The sequence below is a fragment of the Salinivibrio sp. KP-1 genome (assembly GCF_000968645.1).
Classification (GTDB): domain Bacteria; phylum Pseudomonadota; class Gammaproteobacteria; order Enterobacterales; family Vibrionaceae; genus Salinivibrio; species Salinivibrio siamensis.
Map to the genome: position 1 here is coordinate 245,527 of NZ_LAQR01000002.1, position 15,273 is coordinate 260,799.

General features: G+C 51.7%; 14 protein-coding genes. 12 read left to right on the top strand and 2 right to left on the bottom strand.

The features are described 5' to 3' along the window. Positions 1 to 74: 74 nt before the first annotated feature. A complete protein-coding gene (nadB, locus tag WN56_RS05590; protein ID WP_046074080.1) occupies positions 75 to 1,691 on the bottom strand; it encodes an L-aspartate oxidase in 1,617 nt (538 codons plus the stop codon). A gap of 332 nt (positions 1,692 to 2,023) precedes the next feature. Here nadB and rpoE point away from each other — a divergent pair, with 332 nt between their 5' ends. From rpoE to acpS, 11 genes are all read left to right on the top strand, one after another. After that, the gene (rpoE, locus tag WN56_RS05595; RefSeq protein ID WP_046074081.1) at positions 2,024 to 2,605 is read left to right on the top strand and encodes an RNA polymerase sigma factor RpoE; all 582 of its coding nucleotides are present in this window, start codon (positions 2,024 to 2,026) and stop codon (positions 2,603 to 2,605) included. A gap of 32 nt (positions 2,606 to 2,637) precedes the next feature. After that, positions 2,638 to 3,270 (top strand): RseA family anti-sigma factor, encoded by a 633-nt coding sequence (locus tag WN56_RS05600; protein WP_046074082.1) that lies wholly within the window; start codon positions 2,638 to 2,640, stop codon positions 3,268 to 3,270. After that, complete coding sequence (gene rseB, locus WN56_RS05605) at positions 3,267 to 4,250, top strand: sigma-E factor regulatory protein RseB (RefSeq protein ID WP_046074083.1); 984 nt, start codon at positions 3,267 to 3,269, stop codon at positions 4,248 to 4,250. Before WN56_RS05600 ends, rseB begins: the two co-directional genes overlap by 4 nt. Further along, positions 4,247 to 4,744 (top strand): SoxR reducing system RseC family protein, encoded by a 498-nt coding sequence (locus tag WN56_RS05610; protein WP_046074084.1) that lies wholly within the window; start codon positions 4,247 to 4,249, stop codon positions 4,742 to 4,744. Before rseB ends, WN56_RS05610 begins: the two co-directional genes overlap by 4 nt. A 78-nt stretch (positions 4,745 to 4,822) precedes the next feature. Further along, positions 4,823 to 6,619, top strand: a complete 1,797-nt coding sequence (lepA, locus tag WN56_RS05615) for a translation elongation factor 4 (protein WP_046074085.1) — start codon at positions 4,823 to 4,825, stop codon at positions 6,617 to 6,619. Between the two features lie 14 nt (positions 6,620 to 6,633). Next, a complete protein-coding gene (lepB, locus tag WN56_RS05620) occupies positions 6,634 to 7,530 on the top strand; it encodes a signal peptidase I (protein ID WP_046074086.1) in 897 nt (298 codons plus the stop codon). Positions 7,531 to 7,542: 12 nt separating this feature from the next. Then, a complete protein-coding gene (rnc, locus tag WN56_RS05625; protein ID WP_046074214.1) occupies positions 7,543 to 8,214 on the top strand; it encodes a ribonuclease III in 672 nt (223 codons plus the stop codon). Continuing rightward, complete coding sequence (gene era / locus WN56_RS05630) at positions 8,214 to 9,119, top strand: GTPase Era (protein WP_046074087.1); 906 nt, start codon at positions 8,214 to 8,216, stop codon at positions 9,117 to 9,119. The genes rnc and era overlap by 1 nt, the downstream gene beginning before the upstream one ends. 43 nt (positions 9,120 to 9,162) lie before the next feature. Then, positions 9,163 to 9,858: a DNA repair protein RecO gene (recO, locus tag WN56_RS05635; protein ID WP_046074088.1), complete on the top strand. Its 696-nt coding sequence runs from the start codon at positions 9,163 to 9,165 to the stop codon at positions 9,856 to 9,858. A gap of 2 nt (positions 9,859 to 9,860) precedes the next feature. After that, on the top strand, positions 9,861 to 10,592 hold the full coding sequence (pdxJ, locus tag WN56_RS05640; RefSeq protein WP_046074089.1) for a pyridoxine 5'-phosphate synthase: 732 nt from the start codon (positions 9,861 to 9,863) through the stop codon (positions 10,590 to 10,592). Beyond that, positions 10,593 to 10,973, top strand: a complete 381-nt coding sequence (gene acpS / locus WN56_RS05645) for a holo-ACP synthase (protein ID WP_046074090.1) — start codon at positions 10,593 to 10,595, stop codon at positions 10,971 to 10,973. Positions 10,974 to 11,020: 47 nt separating this feature from the next. Here the strand turns inward: acpS and barA are convergent, their stop codons facing one another. Beyond that, positions 11,021 to 13,777 (bottom strand): two-component sensor histidine kinase BarA, encoded by a 2,757-nt coding sequence (gene barA / locus WN56_RS05650; RefSeq protein ID WP_046074091.1) that lies wholly within the window; start codon positions 13,775 to 13,777, stop codon positions 11,021 to 11,023. A gap of 146 nt (positions 13,778 to 13,923) precedes the next feature. Here barA and rlmD point away from each other — a divergent pair, with 146 nt between their 5' ends. Further along, positions 13,924 to 15,255, top strand: coding sequence for a 23S rRNA (uracil(1939)-C(5))-methyltransferase RlmD (rlmD, locus tag WN56_RS05655; RefSeq protein ID WP_046074092.1), 1,332 nt, complete (start codon positions 13,924 to 13,926; stop codon positions 15,253 to 15,255). Positions 15,256 to 15,273: the final 18 nt, after the last annotated feature.

Here is a 15,273-nt window from a genome sequence, read left to right on the forward strand (position 1 = left end):
GATATCCAGTAAAAAGGCCAGCCTCGTGAGGCTGGCCTTCTTCATTTCAGGGCTGAGGGAGCAATCAAAACCCGCTAACAGGGCTGATCCGGCGTTAATATGGTAGGGCCGGATTGCTCGTTAGGCTCAGGGTAATCAATGGTGTAGTGAAGGCCTCGGCTTTCTTTACGTTGCATGGCACAACGAACCATGAGCTCTGCCACCTGTAAAAGGTTACGCAACTCCAGCAGATTGTTTGAGACCCGGAAATTAGCATAATACTCATGTGTTTCTTGCTTGAGCAGTTCGATACGGCGTAGCGCACGCTCCAAACGTTTGGTTGATCGGACAATGCCCATGTAATCCCACATAAACAGGCGTAACTCATGCCAGTTATGCTGGATCACCACTTCTTCGTCGGAACAAATTACTTGGCTCTCATCCCAAGGGGGTAGCGCAGTATGCGGCTCGATATGGTCTGAGTGCGCTTTAATATGCTCAGCGGCTGACCATGCATAAACCACACATTCGAGTAGCGAGTTAGATGCCATACGGTTCGCGCCATGCAAGCCTGTGTAGCTCACTTCCCCAATGGCGTATAAGCCGGGTAAATCTGTGGTGCCGTTTTTATCCACCATCACGCCACCGCACGTATAATGGGCGGCTGGGACAATAGGGATCGCCTCTTTAGTCAGATCGATGCCGTATTGCTTGAGCTTTTCGTAGATGGTGGGAAAGTGTTTGATCACAAATTCAGGGTCTTTGTGGCTGATGTCGAGATACATACAGTCGGCGCCAAGGCGCTTCATTTCGTAGTCAATCGCACGGGCAACCACATCACGCGGGGCAAGCTCGCCGCGTGAATCGAATTCCGCCATAAAGCGCGAGCCATCTGGGCGTTTAAGGTGAGCGCCTTCACCGCGCAGTGCTTCAGTGAGCAAAAAGTTGCGCGCGTCTGGATGGTACAGACACGTTGGATGAAACTGATTAAACTCTAGATTGGCGACACGACAACCTGCGCGCCATGCCATGGCGATGCCATCACCGGATGACACATCGGGATTGGAGGTGTATTGATAAACTTTCGAGGCCCCTCCGGTGGCGAGTACCACATAGTTGGTGCGCACGGTCTCAACCACTTCTTGGTTTCGGTTCCAGATGTAGGCGCCGAGGACGTGGTTTGGACCACCTAATCCGACTTTTTTACGGGTGATAATATCCAGCGCATTGTGTCGTTCAAGCAGGGTGATATTAGGGTGTTGGCGCACATTGTCTTGAAGCGAGTTTTGCACGGCCATTCCGGTCGCATCGGCGGTATGCAAGATACGGCGGTGGCTATGGCCGCCTTCACGGGTTAAATGATACCGAGGGGTGTCGTCGTCGCTATCTTCTTGATCGAACGGGACACCGCCATCAATTAACCACTGCACACAATCTTTAGCATTGCGGGCAATAAAGTCCACGACCTGGGTATCGCAGATACCTGCGCCCGCGATTTGGGTATCCTCGACATGAGATTCTACCGAATCTTGTTCGTCAAACACCGCGGCAATACCGCCCTGTGCGTAAAGCGTTGCCCCTTCGCTGAGCGGGCCTTTACTTAATACAATCACCTTGTGGGTCGGCGCTAAGCGGAGCGCCAGTGACAAGCCTGCGGCACCACTGCCGATGACTAGCACGTCACATTGATGTTCCTGAGTTGTGGTCGTCATGATCCCTAATCCTCTTTCTGCGCCCCCAATGTTACACCAATTTGACGTGGCTGCGCGCGGTAAGATCAAATCCCGTCTCGCTTGGGTGAAAGTTTGCAACCATGGTATGGTTCGGGCGACAATGCCCTCAGTCAAAGAAACATTCTTTGACCATTCCGTCACAGTAATGTGATTCAACGCATAATAAAACCAACATGGTGAGGAACTTTTCGCCGGCTGGGTTATCGAATCGTGTGCGAAAGCTCGCAAGCGGGTTTAACCGCGCTCTGACAACGTCGGGCCTAGAATTTCGATAATCGGGCGGAAAGATCAACCAAGGAGTAAACGCTCGAATGGGCGAGCAGCTAACCGACCAGGTTCTAATAGAACGTGTACAGAATGGTGACAAGCAAGCTTTCAATCTGTTAGTCGTCAAATATCAGAATAAGGTATGTAACCTTATCGCCCGCTATGTCGGTACACACAGTGGTGATATTCCAGATATTGCGCAAGAGGCGTTTATCAAAGCGTATCGCGCATTGCCGGGATTTCGTGGCGAGAGTGCGTTTTATACTTGGCTGTATCGCATTGCTGTGAACACCGCGAAAAACCATTTGGTGGCACAAGGACGACGTCCGCCAGGCAGTGATATTGATGCCGACGAAGCAGAAAATTACGAAAGTGGGGGTTCTTTAAAAGAAATATCGAACCCTGAAAACTTGATGTTGTCAGATGAATTGAGACAGGTGGTATTTTCGACCATAGAAACACTGCCTGACGACTTAAGAACCGCAATTACCTTACGGGAGCTCGATGGGCTTAGCTATGAGGAAATTGCACAGGTAATGGATTGTCCAGTCGGTACGGTGCGGTCGCGTATTTTCCGAGCGCGTGAAGCGGTTGAAAAACGCATCCGGCCACTGATGAAACGGTAACGAGTTTTACTGGCTGCATGACGGTGACTTGAATGACGGATAGAGAAAAAATTTCAGCGTTGTTAGATGGCGAACTGGTGGATACGGCAGTCATCCACGAGATTGAGCGAGATGATAACGCGCAACAGGCTTGGGGGAGTTTTAGCACCATTCGCGATGTGATGCGTGGTGAGGCACCCAGCTCGTTGCAATGGAACATTGCCGATTCTGTAGCGTCCGCGCTGGAAGCAGAACCTGCTTATCAAGGCGATCACCTTGATAATAACGTGCTCCCCATGCACGAAGCACAGCCGCGTCCTGAAAAGGCGCGTCGTCACTTACCAGGGTGGCTGCAGCAGCTGACACAGGTAAGCGTTGCCGCGTGTGTCTCGTTGGCCGTGATCGTGGGTGTGCAGCAATATAATCAGTCTGATGCGAGTTCGCCGGTGGCCAGCACGCAAACCCAGCCGCCAGTACTAGAAACGATTCCTTTTGCAGGGGCTGCGGAGCCGGTCAGCTTAAGCCGTGACGATCTACGTGCCACACCTTCTGAGGCCGAGTTGATGGAGCAGCGTCGCCGCGTCAATGCCATGCTCAAAGACTATGAATTGCAGCTGCGCTTGAATAAGGATAGGCTGTCTAACCATCAGACAATGGCACCGTCGACAAGCAGTAATAATCAATGAAAAAAATTCTGATCGGTGCGCTTGCGCTGGTCAGTTTGATGTCTGCGCAAGCCTCGGCCGAACCTTCTGCCGAGGCTTTGTTACATCAAATGGATACCGCAAGCGACACCCTAGATTATGAAGTGTCCTACATCTTGGTAGGTAAAAATAGTCTCGAACCCCTTCGCTTTCGTCATGCCCAAGTTGGGGATGATGCCTACGGCCACCTCATGTATTTAAGTGGCCCGCCGCGAGAAGTCATCCGTCGAGGCGGTGAAATCAGCTATTTTGAACCAGGCTACGACCCTTTCACCATTGCCAGTGATCATATGGTTGCGCCTTTGCCAACGCTTATCCAAGCCGATATCGATGTGCTGGCTAACCATTATGATTTTGTCTCTATGGGGCACGCGCGTGAAGCGGGGATGGATTGCCAAGTGGTTCGGATTACCCCGAAAGACGGAGAGCGTTATTCGTATGTATTATGGTTAGATGAGAACAGCAAACTGCCTGTCAGGGCGGATTTGCTCGACCGTGATGGCGATCCGCTTGAGCAATATCGTGCGTTGTCGTTGGTCGTCTCCTCACAAATCAGTACCTCAATGCAAAAGCTGGCTGAGCTGGCATTGCCACCGGTACTGACCTTGCCACAAACCACGCAGCGCTCCGACTTAGATTGGCAGGTCACCGCGTTACCTGAGGGGTTTGAACCTGTATACAGCAATCGTCACCGTTTGATGATGACTAAACGTGCGGTCGAGAGTCAGATGTTTAGTGATGGTTTGTTCAGCTTTTCTGTGTATCTTGCCAAAGCCGATGATGTCTCGGTGCGTAAGCAGATTGTTCGCCAAGGTCGGCGCACACTGCATAGCGTGACCAGTGGCAATGCAGAAATCACGGTGGTCGGCGATATTCCTCCTGAGACAGCTAAACGGGTGGCGGAGTCTGTCCGTATTACTGATATGCCTGCGAGCAAGTCAGAACAGAAGGTTGAACCATGATCAAAGCATTGGCAGAAGTTACCAGTTACCAAGATGGTTGGTTGTCATTGGCCTGCCAGCAGCAAACCAGTTGCGGTAGTTGCCAGTCACAAAGTCAATGTGGCACTGGTATTGTGTCCAAAGCCCTTCCTGGTAAGGTGAAACACCTTAAAGTACGTGCCCCAAAACCCCTGCCGGCCGGCACCTTAGTTGAAATCGGCTTAGGTGAGGCGACCTTATTACGCTCCGCGTTATTGGTCTACATGGTGCCTTTAGTCATGATGCTAACGGGGGCACTGCTCGGGCAATTTTTGTTCGCCACGCTCGCCGGCAGCGGGGAGGGTGGCGTTATCGCGCTAAGCCTAGGGCTGGGAGCGGTTGGCGTGGGCCTAGCGCGTCATCTTGCACCGCGTATCGGTACCCAAGAGCAGCAACAGCCTCAACTGTTACGCGTGATGGGGGAGCCCGTCTCTGACTTGGCGGTAATAAATACCACACAGCAGGATAGCGACTAGCCACTATTTTCGGTAGAATCCCGCTCACTTGATCTTAGGATCCCATTCTTATTGATAACGAGTAAGTCACACCAACACATGAAGCATATTCGTAACTTTTCGATCATCGCCCATATTGACCACGGTAAGTCGACACTTTCTGACCGACTGATTCAAGTATGTGGCGGCCTAACTGACCGGGAAATGGCAGATCAAGTTCTTGATTCAATGGATCTGGAACGTGAACGCGGTATCACCATCAAAGCACAAAGTGTGACACTGAACTACAAAGCCAAAGACGGCGAAGTGTATCAGCTCAACTTCATCGATACGCCAGGACACGTTGACTTCTCTTATGAGGTGTCACGCTCGCTCAAGGCGTGTGAAGGTGCTTTGCTGGTGGTCGATGCAGGACAAGGGGTTGAAGCACAGACGCTCGCCAACTGCTACACCGCCATTGATATGGACCTGGAAGTGGTTCCTGTCCTGAATAAGATTGACTTGCCGGCTGCTGATCCAGATCGCGTCGCGCAAGAAATTGAGGACATCGTCGGTATTGAGGCCATTGACGCCACTCGCTGTTCGGCGAAAACCGGCATGGGTGTTGATGATGTCCTTGAAGACATTGTACGCCAGATCCCGCCACCTGAAGGCGATCCTGACGCGCCAACGCAAGCGCTGATTATTGACTCCTGGTTTGATAAATACCTCGGCGTGGTCTCTTTGGTGCGCATCCGTGAAGGGTCGCTGAAAAAAGGCGACAAAGTGAAAATCATGAGCACGGGCCAAGAATGGAACGTGGACAGCATAGGTATTTTCACGCCTAAGCGTAAAGAGCTTAATGGTCTGCAAACCGGTGAGGTTGGTTGGGTGATCTGTGGGATCAAAGATATTCTCGGCGCGCCAGTGGGCGATACCATCACCCATGCTAAAAACGGCTGTGAAAAGCGGATTGAAGGTTTCCAACAAGTGAAGCCGCAGGTTTATGCGGGTCTGTTCCCCATCTCATCGGATGATTACGAAAGTTTTCGTGATGCCTTGGATAAGCTGAGCCTTAACGATGCTTCCTTGTTCTTTGAGCCGGAAAGCTCTGCGGCACTGGGCTTTGGTTTCCGTTGTGGTTTCCTTGGCATGCTGCACATGGAAATCATCCAAGAGCGGTTGGAGCGCGAGTATAACCTCGATCTTATCACCACTGCACCGACCGTGGTGTACGAGGTGACCCAAAATGATGGCGAGGTCATTTACGTCGACAGCCCATCCAAACTGCCACCTATCAATGACATAGAAACCATTGGTGAACCGATCTCGCGGTGTAATATTTTGGTGCCGAGTGAGTTTGTCGGTAACGTCATTTCACTGTGTGTGGAAAAGCGTGGTGTGCAGGTCGATATGGTCTATCACGGCAACCAAGTTGCACTGACCTATGACATTCCGATGGCCGAAGTGGTTCTCGATTTCTTTGACCGGATTAAATCGACCTCACGTGGTTACGCGTCGTTAGATTATAACTTCGAGCGCTATGAAGTATCTGACATGGTGCGGGTGGATATCCTCCTAAACGGTGAACGCGTCGATGCGCTGGCGATTATCACTCACCGTGCTCATGCACAGCCGCGTGGTCGCGAGCTGGTGGAAAAAATGAAAGAGTTTATTCCTCGTCAGCAGTTTGATATTGCCATCCAAGCTTCGATTGGTAATCACATTATTGCGCGCTCGACGGTGAAACAGCTACGTAAAAACGTGACCGCGAAATGTTATGGCGGTGACGTGAGCCGTAAGAAAAAGCTTCTGCAAAAGCAAAAAGAAGGTAAAAAGCGAATGAAGCAGGTCGGTAATGTCGAGCTGCCGCAAGAAGCCTTTTTGGCCATTTTGCACGTGGGCAAAGATAAATAACGACGGATTCCATTATGGCCAATACGTTTTCTTTGATTTTAGTGCTGGTGACCTTGGTCACCGGCATTGTTTGGGCGTTAGATAAATACCGTTGGGCACCGCGCCGCCGCCAAGCGGCAGGGGAAACCCTCAAGGTGTCAGCGCGTGAACTGGATGCCGAACAAGTTGCTAAAGTGGCGCCTCAACCGAGTTGGGTTGAAAATATGGCGTCTATTTTTCCAGTGATCGCGGTGGTACTGGTGCTGCGCTCATTTATTTATGAGCCGTTTCAAATTCCATCCGGATCGATGATGCCTACCTTATTGGTCGGGGATTTTATCTTGGTGGAAAAGTTTGCCTATGGCTTACGCGATCCTGCCTTCCACACTGAAATTGTCGAAACCGGTAAACCAGAGCGCGGTGATATCGTGGTATTTAAATACCCGCCTCAACCCAATATCGATTACATTAAGCGCACGGTCGGGCTGCCGGGCGATACGGTTGTGTATGAAGATAAGCGCCTATGTATTCAGCCCAAGGGCGAATCTCAGTGTCAGCCGGTGCCGATTGACGATATTCAGCCGAGCCAGTTTATTCAAGCGGGCATCAACCTTGTGCAAGCGCAGGAGCAGTTAGGGGAGCAGTCGCATCAGATTTTGGTGCACCCTAAAAAGCAAGATCGGGTGAGCGCGTATCAGCCACGTCCGGGCGTCAACCGCTGGGTCGTGCCAGACGGGCACTATTTTATGATGGGTGACAACCGTGATAACAGCGCGGATAGCCGCTTCTGGGGCTTCGTCCCTGAACGCAATCTCGTGGGCAAAGCGGTTGCTATTTGGGTTAGCTTTGAATTTGAGCGCCCCAATGATAGCTGGCTACCATCGTGGGTACCGACAGGCATTCGCTTTAACCGTATTGGTGGAATTGATTAATTCTGGACTATGATGACAAAACTAACAGATAAGTTGCAGCGTGATATCGGCTACCAATTTAGCAACGCTGCATTACTCGAATTGGCGTTAACGCACCGCAGTGCCAATGGCACCCATAACGAGCGTCTCGAATTTTTAGGCGACTCGATTTTGAGCTTTGTGATTGCCGAGGATCTTTACCACCGTTTTCCGAAAGTGGACGAAGGCGACATGAGCCGAATGCGTGCTACCTTGGTGCGTGGTAACACCTTGGCGGAGATCGGACGTGAGTTTTCTCTGGGCGAAGTGATGCGCCTTGGCCCAGGAGAACTTAAAAGTGGCGGGTTTCGTCGTGACTCGATTCTCGCTGACGCCGTCGAAGCCTTGATTGGCGCGATTTTTTTGGACAGTGATATCAACCGAGTGCAGGAGATTATCCTGCAGTGGTATCAACACCGCCTCGAGACCATTGAGCCTGGCGCGAGTCAAAAAGATCCGAAAACCCGACTGCAAGAACACCTACAGGGTAAACGCAAACCCTTGCCGTCTTACACGGTGATGAAAGTGCGTGGTGAGGCACACAACCAAGAATTTACGGTAGAGTGCCAAGTATCAGGACTGGAGAGTTCTGTGATTGGAAAAGGCAGCAGCCGTCGCAAGGCAGAGCAAGCGGCTGCAGAACTCGCATTACAGAAGTTAACATAATGACTGATACACAGCGCTGTGGCTTTATTGCCATTGTAGGCCGTCCGAACGTCGGCAAATCAACATTACTGAACCGCTTAGTGGGGCAAAAGCTGTCGATCACTTCGCGGAAACCGCAGACCACACGTCACCGCATCATGGGGGTGGATACCCGTGATAACTATCAAGCGGTATACGTGGACACCCCAGGGCTGCACATCGAAGAAAAGCGCGCGATCAACCGCTTGATGAACCGTGCGGCGAACAGCTCATTAACCGATGTCGAACTGGTGTTATTTTTGGTCGATGGCACCCATTGGACCAAAGACGACGAGATGGTGCTCAACAAGTTAGCGCGCTCTGGTCTGCCAACGGTCTTGTTGGTCAATAAAGTCGATAATGTGAAAGAGAAAACCGAGCTCTTTCCACACCTTCAAACCTTGTCGGAAAAGATGGAGTTTGTTGACGTGATCCCGGTGTCCGCGAAACACGGCACCAATATCGATGTGGTTGAACAGAAGGTACGCGACGCGTTACCGGAAAGTGAGTTTTACTTCCCTGAAGAATACGTCACAGACCGCTCTCAGCGCTTTATGGCCTCTGAAATTATCCGCGAAAAGCTGATGCGCTTTACCGGTGAGGAGCTGCCTTACTCGGTCACCGTCGAAATCGAGCGCTTTGACTACAACCCAGAAACGGACGGGTTTCATATCAATGGTTTGATCTTGGTTGAGCGCAATGGTCAAAAGAAAATGGTCATTGGTAAAGGCGGCGAAAAGATCAAGCGCATTGGCCGTGAAGCGCGTCTAGACATGGAAGAGCTGTATGAGCGCAAGGTTTACCTTGAGCTTTGGGTAAAAGTGAAGTCAGGTTGGGCCGACGATGAACGCGCGCTACGCAGCCTCGGTTATATCGACGATCTCTAAGTGACCCACTGATTCAGGTACCCATGCCAGGAGGAGAGAGTGAGTGGACGGGTTTCAACGCGGCTTTGTATTGCATACGCGCCCTTACAGTGAATCCAGTCTGCTTTTGGATATCTTTTCTGAGCACGAGGGGCGCGTGACTCTGCTTGCCAAAGGGGCACGTCGGCCACGCTCGGCGATAAGAGGTGCCTTGCAGCCTTTTACCCCTTTGCTGCTCAAATGGGGGGGACGTGGTGAACTGCGCACTTTACGCAGTGCCGAAGCCACAGGCCTCGCCCTACCGCTATCAGGCAATGCCCTGTATTCCGGTTTTTACCTCAATGAGCTGGTGATGCGTGTGCTGGAGCCTCACACGCCTTACCCGGCGTTATTTCATGACTATGTGACCGCATTGACCCAGCTGGCTCGCTACAATAATCCTGAGCCAGCCCTGCGTTGTTTTGAACTCGCGTTATTAGAAGCCTTGGGCTATGGGGTTGATTTTCTTCATTGTGCTGGCAGCGGTGACCCGATTAACGATAACATGACGTACTTGTATCGCGAGCAGCAAGGCTTTGTGGCATCGATCATGAAAAGCCAACACCGACAATTTACGGGGGCCGATCTGCGTGCGTTGGCGACGCGTCACTTTGAGACGGTCGCTCAGTTACGTGCCGCAAAGCGTTTTACGCGTATGGCGCTCAAGCCATATCTTGGCCCCAAGCCGCTCAAAAGCAGAGAATTGTTTAGAAGGAAATAATCATGGATAAAATCTACTTGGGTGTGAACATCGATCACATCGCGACAGTGCGCAATGCGCGTGGCACCGCGTATCCGGATCCTGTTCATGCCGCTGAGTTGGCAGAGCGTGCAGGCGCGGCTGGGATCACGGTTCATTTGCGTGAAGATCGCCGCCACATCACTGATCGTGATGTTCGCTTGCTTAAAGAAACCTTGCAAACCCGGATGAATTTGGAAATGGCGGTCACCGATGAAATGGTCGAGATAGCCTTGGAGACGCAGCCTGAGTTTGTATGTTTGGTGCCAGAAAAGCGTGAAGAGCTGACGACCGAAGGGGGCCTCGATGTCGCGGGCCAGCTGGATAAAGTCAAAGCCGCCACGCAAGCGTTGAGCGAAGCGGGGATTAAGGTTTCCTTATTTATCGATGCCGACCGCACCCAGATAGAAGCCGCTCACCAATGTGGCGCACCGTTTATTGAGCTGCACACCGGGCATTACGCCGATGCCGCCAATGACAATGATCGCCAAGCCGAGTTGAAGAAAATCTCAGCGGCGGCCAGTTATGCGGTCGATTTGGGGATCAAAGTGAATGCGGGCCACGGCTTAACCTATCATAACGTCACGCCGATAGCGGCGATGCCAGAAATGCATGAGCTGAATATTGGTCACGCGATCATTGGCCGTGCCATGTTTGATGGTTTGCAAAAAGCCGTCGCGGATATGAAAGCGATCATGGAAGCGGCGCGTCGCTAAATGGCCATTGCTGGAATTGGTACTGACATTGTTGAGATTGCGCGTGTTGAAAAAGCCCTCGCGCGCCAACCACGCTTTGCTGCCAGGATCTTAACCGAGCCTGAGCAAGCCAATCTGGCGCGCCATCACGCGCCTGGACGTTTCCTCGCCAAGCGCTTTGCCGCCAAAGAAGCCGCCGCCAAGGCGCTTGGAACCGGCATTGCCAACGGGGTAACGTTCCACGACTTTATTATCACCAACCAGGCCTCGGGACAACCTACCTTGCGCTTGTCGGGCCGAGCCGCGGAACTGGCGCAGGTGCGTGGCATTACACAGTGTTGGCTCACCCTCTCTGATGAAAAAGCGTATGCCATCGCGTATGTGGTGCTAGAAACCGCATAAGCTTACTGCTGTATGGCTGCACCTCACACGGTGTAGCGTTCGATGTTTTATGAGGTGCCCAAGTATTGTGGTGCCAATTGCTCAATGTGCGCAATTTCATCTTGCAGCTCTAACAGCTCTGGCTCGATAGCAGCCATATCCGCGCCTGCTTTTAGTTGGGTTTCGAGCTCATGACACAAGCTTTTTAGCTGCGGGACACCGCTATACGCGCAACTCCCATGGAGCTTGTGAATAGCGTGCCATAACTGATCACTCTCTAACTCTCCGGCCAATGCTTGCTCAACGGCCTCTTTCACCGAGTCAAACGAGGCCAATAACATGGTTAGCATCTCTTTCGCCAGATCCGTTTTGCCTGCCGCTTGATTGAGCGCGCGCTGCCAATCTAGGTGTCGCACACTTTGATCTTGGTTGGCTGACGGGCTTGGCGATGGGACGCTTTGCGCTTGAGAGGCCGCCTCATCAAGATGCAGCCAGCGTGCGAGGGTACTCTCTAACATGGCTTCTTCAATTGGCTTGGTCAGGTAATCGTCCATCCCCGCTTCAAGGAGACGCTCACGTTCACCGGGCATCGCGTGGGCGGTCACCGCAATAATCGGTGTTTGCTGATTGAATCCCGCTTTGCGAATTTCTTGGCTAGCGGTGACACCGTCCATCTCTGGCATTTGGATGTCCATCAAAATAATATCAAACGCTTGTTGGTGGGCAAGCGCGACCGCTTTCACCCCATCTTCTGCGGTGATCACCTTCTCGACCCGTTCGGCCAGCAAGGCAGTGATCAGCTTTAAGTTGGCTGGATTATCATCGACGGTCATTACCGTATAAGGCGCTTTTTGTGATGCACTTGGCTTAGGCAAGGGTAAAGGCGTAGCCTCAGGGGACCCGATTAATGCCTCCAGCAGTTTACGTTGAGGGATAGGCTTGGCAATACAGGCGCTGACCCCGGCTTTTAATAGATGCTCAGACGCTTCTAGCTCAGTGGTTGGCAAACACACCACCACTGATTGCGCTTGCTGCTCGCAGACCTGCACCGCTTGTTGCATGGCATCAAGACTCGGCATGCTTCCCGCGTCGAAACAGAGCAAGGCAAAGTGATAGTGACGGTCCGTCAGCACATTGGTGCCAGATGCAGTGTCGACATTCAGCCCCACTTGCGTCAGCCGCTTACGCAAAATCTCGCGAGTGCGCGCATTCGGCTCAACGATCACGATGTCGCGACCCACCAAAGGTTCAATGTCGAGCGGTTGTGAAACTGGCAAATCGGTCTGCGTGAGCTGCAGGGTAAACCAGAAACTTGAGCCTTGGTGAAGGCGACTGGTAAAGCCAATGTCACCGCCCATTTGTTGGACCAGTTTTTGTGTGATCACTAGGCCAAGGCCAGTACCACCATAGCGACGCGAAATGCTGGCGTCCGCCTGCCTAAAGGCTTGGAAAAGCTGGGCTTGCTGGCGTTCGGAAATGCCAATGCCAGTATCTTTAACCATTAACTGTAGCTCAACGGTTTCATCGTGAAGCTGCTTGAGATCGACACTGACATCAATATTCCCGCGCTCAGTAAACTTGGCGGCATTCCCAATCAGGTTTATCAGCACTTGTTGGATACGGAGTGGATCGCCCACGGCCCCTGCAGGAATACGCGCATCGGTCCGCAAGGTGAGCTCTAGTCCTTTCTCGTGCGCCATCGGCGCAAGCAGTCGCATCACTTCATCGAGCATGTCTTGAACATCAAACGGGATGTTTTCCAACAGCAGTTTGCCTGCTTCTAACTTAGAGAAGTCGAGGATGTCATTAATGATGGTGAGCAGGTTATTAGCCGACTTTTCAATGGTGAGCAAATAGTCACGCTGGCTGCTGCTGAGCTCGGTTTTGAGCATTTGACGCGTAAAGCCAATCACCCCGTTAAGTGGGGTACGTAGCTCGTGCGACATGTTGGCCAAGAACTCAGATTTGACCCGCGCCGCTTCTTGCGCATTTTTCTTGGCGATATCGAGTTCAACATTCTGAATTTCCAATTGCTCGAGGGTTTCGCGCAGATCACAGGTCGCCTGATCAATACTTTGCTGCATTTCTAAATGGTATTCCGACAAAGAAATAGCCATCGCATTGATACCGTTTTTCAAGGTGTCGAGCTCACCGAGTAACTCACCCTCAATCCTGACATCAAGATGGCCGCGCCGAATTCTATCGACTAAGGTCACCATGTTACCAATCGGATGGGTGACATCCGCAATTAAGCGATAGGCAAAGAAGCATGACAATATTCCGCCCAAAGCAACCATCACCAGTGCGGTGATCATCTCCTGGTATTGCTTTAACCGCACCGAGCTCAAATCTAGCTCCATGGCAATATAGCCCAGCGGTCGCTCAACATTGAGGCCAGGGGTAAACCGACCAATCTCCAAAATAGGGGCGCGCAGAATCAAGGTATCCTGCTGTTGGCTTATCTGCAGTTGTGTGGGGATAGGTTGGCCACTGTTAACCGAGAGCATGGCAAGATCGCGATGATAGTTCGAGGTGACAAATAGCTCGTTACGTCGGTCGAACACGGCAATACTGCGCACAAACTGTGAGTGCTGGCGGTGCGCAAAGCCAATTAGCCGGCGTACGTTTTCACGGCTATCATTTTTCAATCCGACTTCGCTGGCAATCGCCAGTGGCTCGATGATCGCAGAGCCGGTGACCGTCAGTTGCTGTTCAAGATCTTGGTAGCGGGTGCTGGTAAAAAACGCGCTCAGTAATAGGCCGACAATCAACGTTGGGGCAATGGTGAGAACAGAGACACGGGTGCGGAGGCCATATTTGGTCATGCTAGATAAACTATGGGAAAATAATCACGACATTTAGCCGTCAGTGTACATGATTCAATCACAAAATAGTCAGCGAACTATCACAACTCCCACTGGCAGGATCTCTTGACTGGCTTGGCGACAAGCTTTTAACACTGGAATCGATAATGGCGCGCTTTTTTAAGCCTGAGAAAAAGAAAAAGGTTGAGCAAAAGCATCAACTGCTGACCATAGAACGCTTGGACCATCATGGTGACGGGGTGGGTTTTTTGCAGAAAAAACCTGTTTTTGTCCCGGGAGCCTTGCCCGGCGAACAAGCCTTGGTGCAATTGACCGAACAAAAGCGTCAATATGCGCGCGGTCAATTAATTAAGTTGGATAACCAGGCCGCGCAGCGTATTGAGCCTGGTTGTCCTCTTTACCAGCAGTGTGGGGGCTGTAGCCTTCAACACTTGGATCACCAAGCACAGGTCGCACACAAGCAGCAAACGCTCAATGAGTTGATGCAAAAATTCGCAGGTGATGAGATAACGCTGTCAACGCCGATAGAGGATGCGGCTTGGCATTATCGTCGTCGTGCGCGGATCAGCTTGCAGGTGGATAAAAAAGGGGCATTGGCGATGGGATTTCGCGCCCGTCAACGAAGCGCGATCATCACAGTGAATCAGTGCCCGGTGTTAAGCGCACCACTCAACCGCCTCCTGTCAAGCTTACGTCCTTGTTTAGAAAGCCTGCGTGGCCGTCGTGTATTGGGACACTTAGACGTCATTGACGCTGACAACACATCAGTGGTCTCACTGCGTACCACTAAGGGCTTGCACAACGACGATCGCCACGCGTTAATGGCGTGGGCACAGACGCAAGACTGCACACTGTATTTGTATCAAGGCGACATGGCACCGGAGCGTCTTGTCGGGCCTGCGCCCTATTATAATGTGGCAGGTTGTCAATTGGCGTTTGCGCCCAGCGACTTTATTCAAGTCAATGCGAAGGTCAACCAAGAAATGGTAGGGCAAGCACTTGACTGGCTTGCCCTTGAGCAAGACGATCGTGTGTTGGATCTTTTCTGTGGCTTGGGTAACTTTAGCGTGCCAATGGCTAAGCGTGTGAAACACGTGGTAGGCATTGAAGGTGTGCAAGCTATGGTGGACCAAGCAGCGGATAACGCGGCAAAAAACGGCTGTGAGAACGCCGAGTTTTACCAAGCTGACTTGAACAGTGACGCGCTGATGGGTGAATGGGCGCAACAGGATTTTACCAAAATCTTACTCGATCCGGCACGTGCGGGGGCTGCTGGTGTCATAGACTTTGTGGCACAATCTAAGGCTTCACATATTGTGTATGTGTCTTGTAACCCTGCCACGCTAGCACGTGATGCGCGCGTATTGCTCGATAATGGCTATCAGCTGGTCACGCTTGGTATGTTGGATATGTTTCCACAAACAGGACACATGGAGTCGATGGCTTTGTTCATGCCTGTCACCAAACGGTTGGCATAATACAAGTTTGGCCCTCGT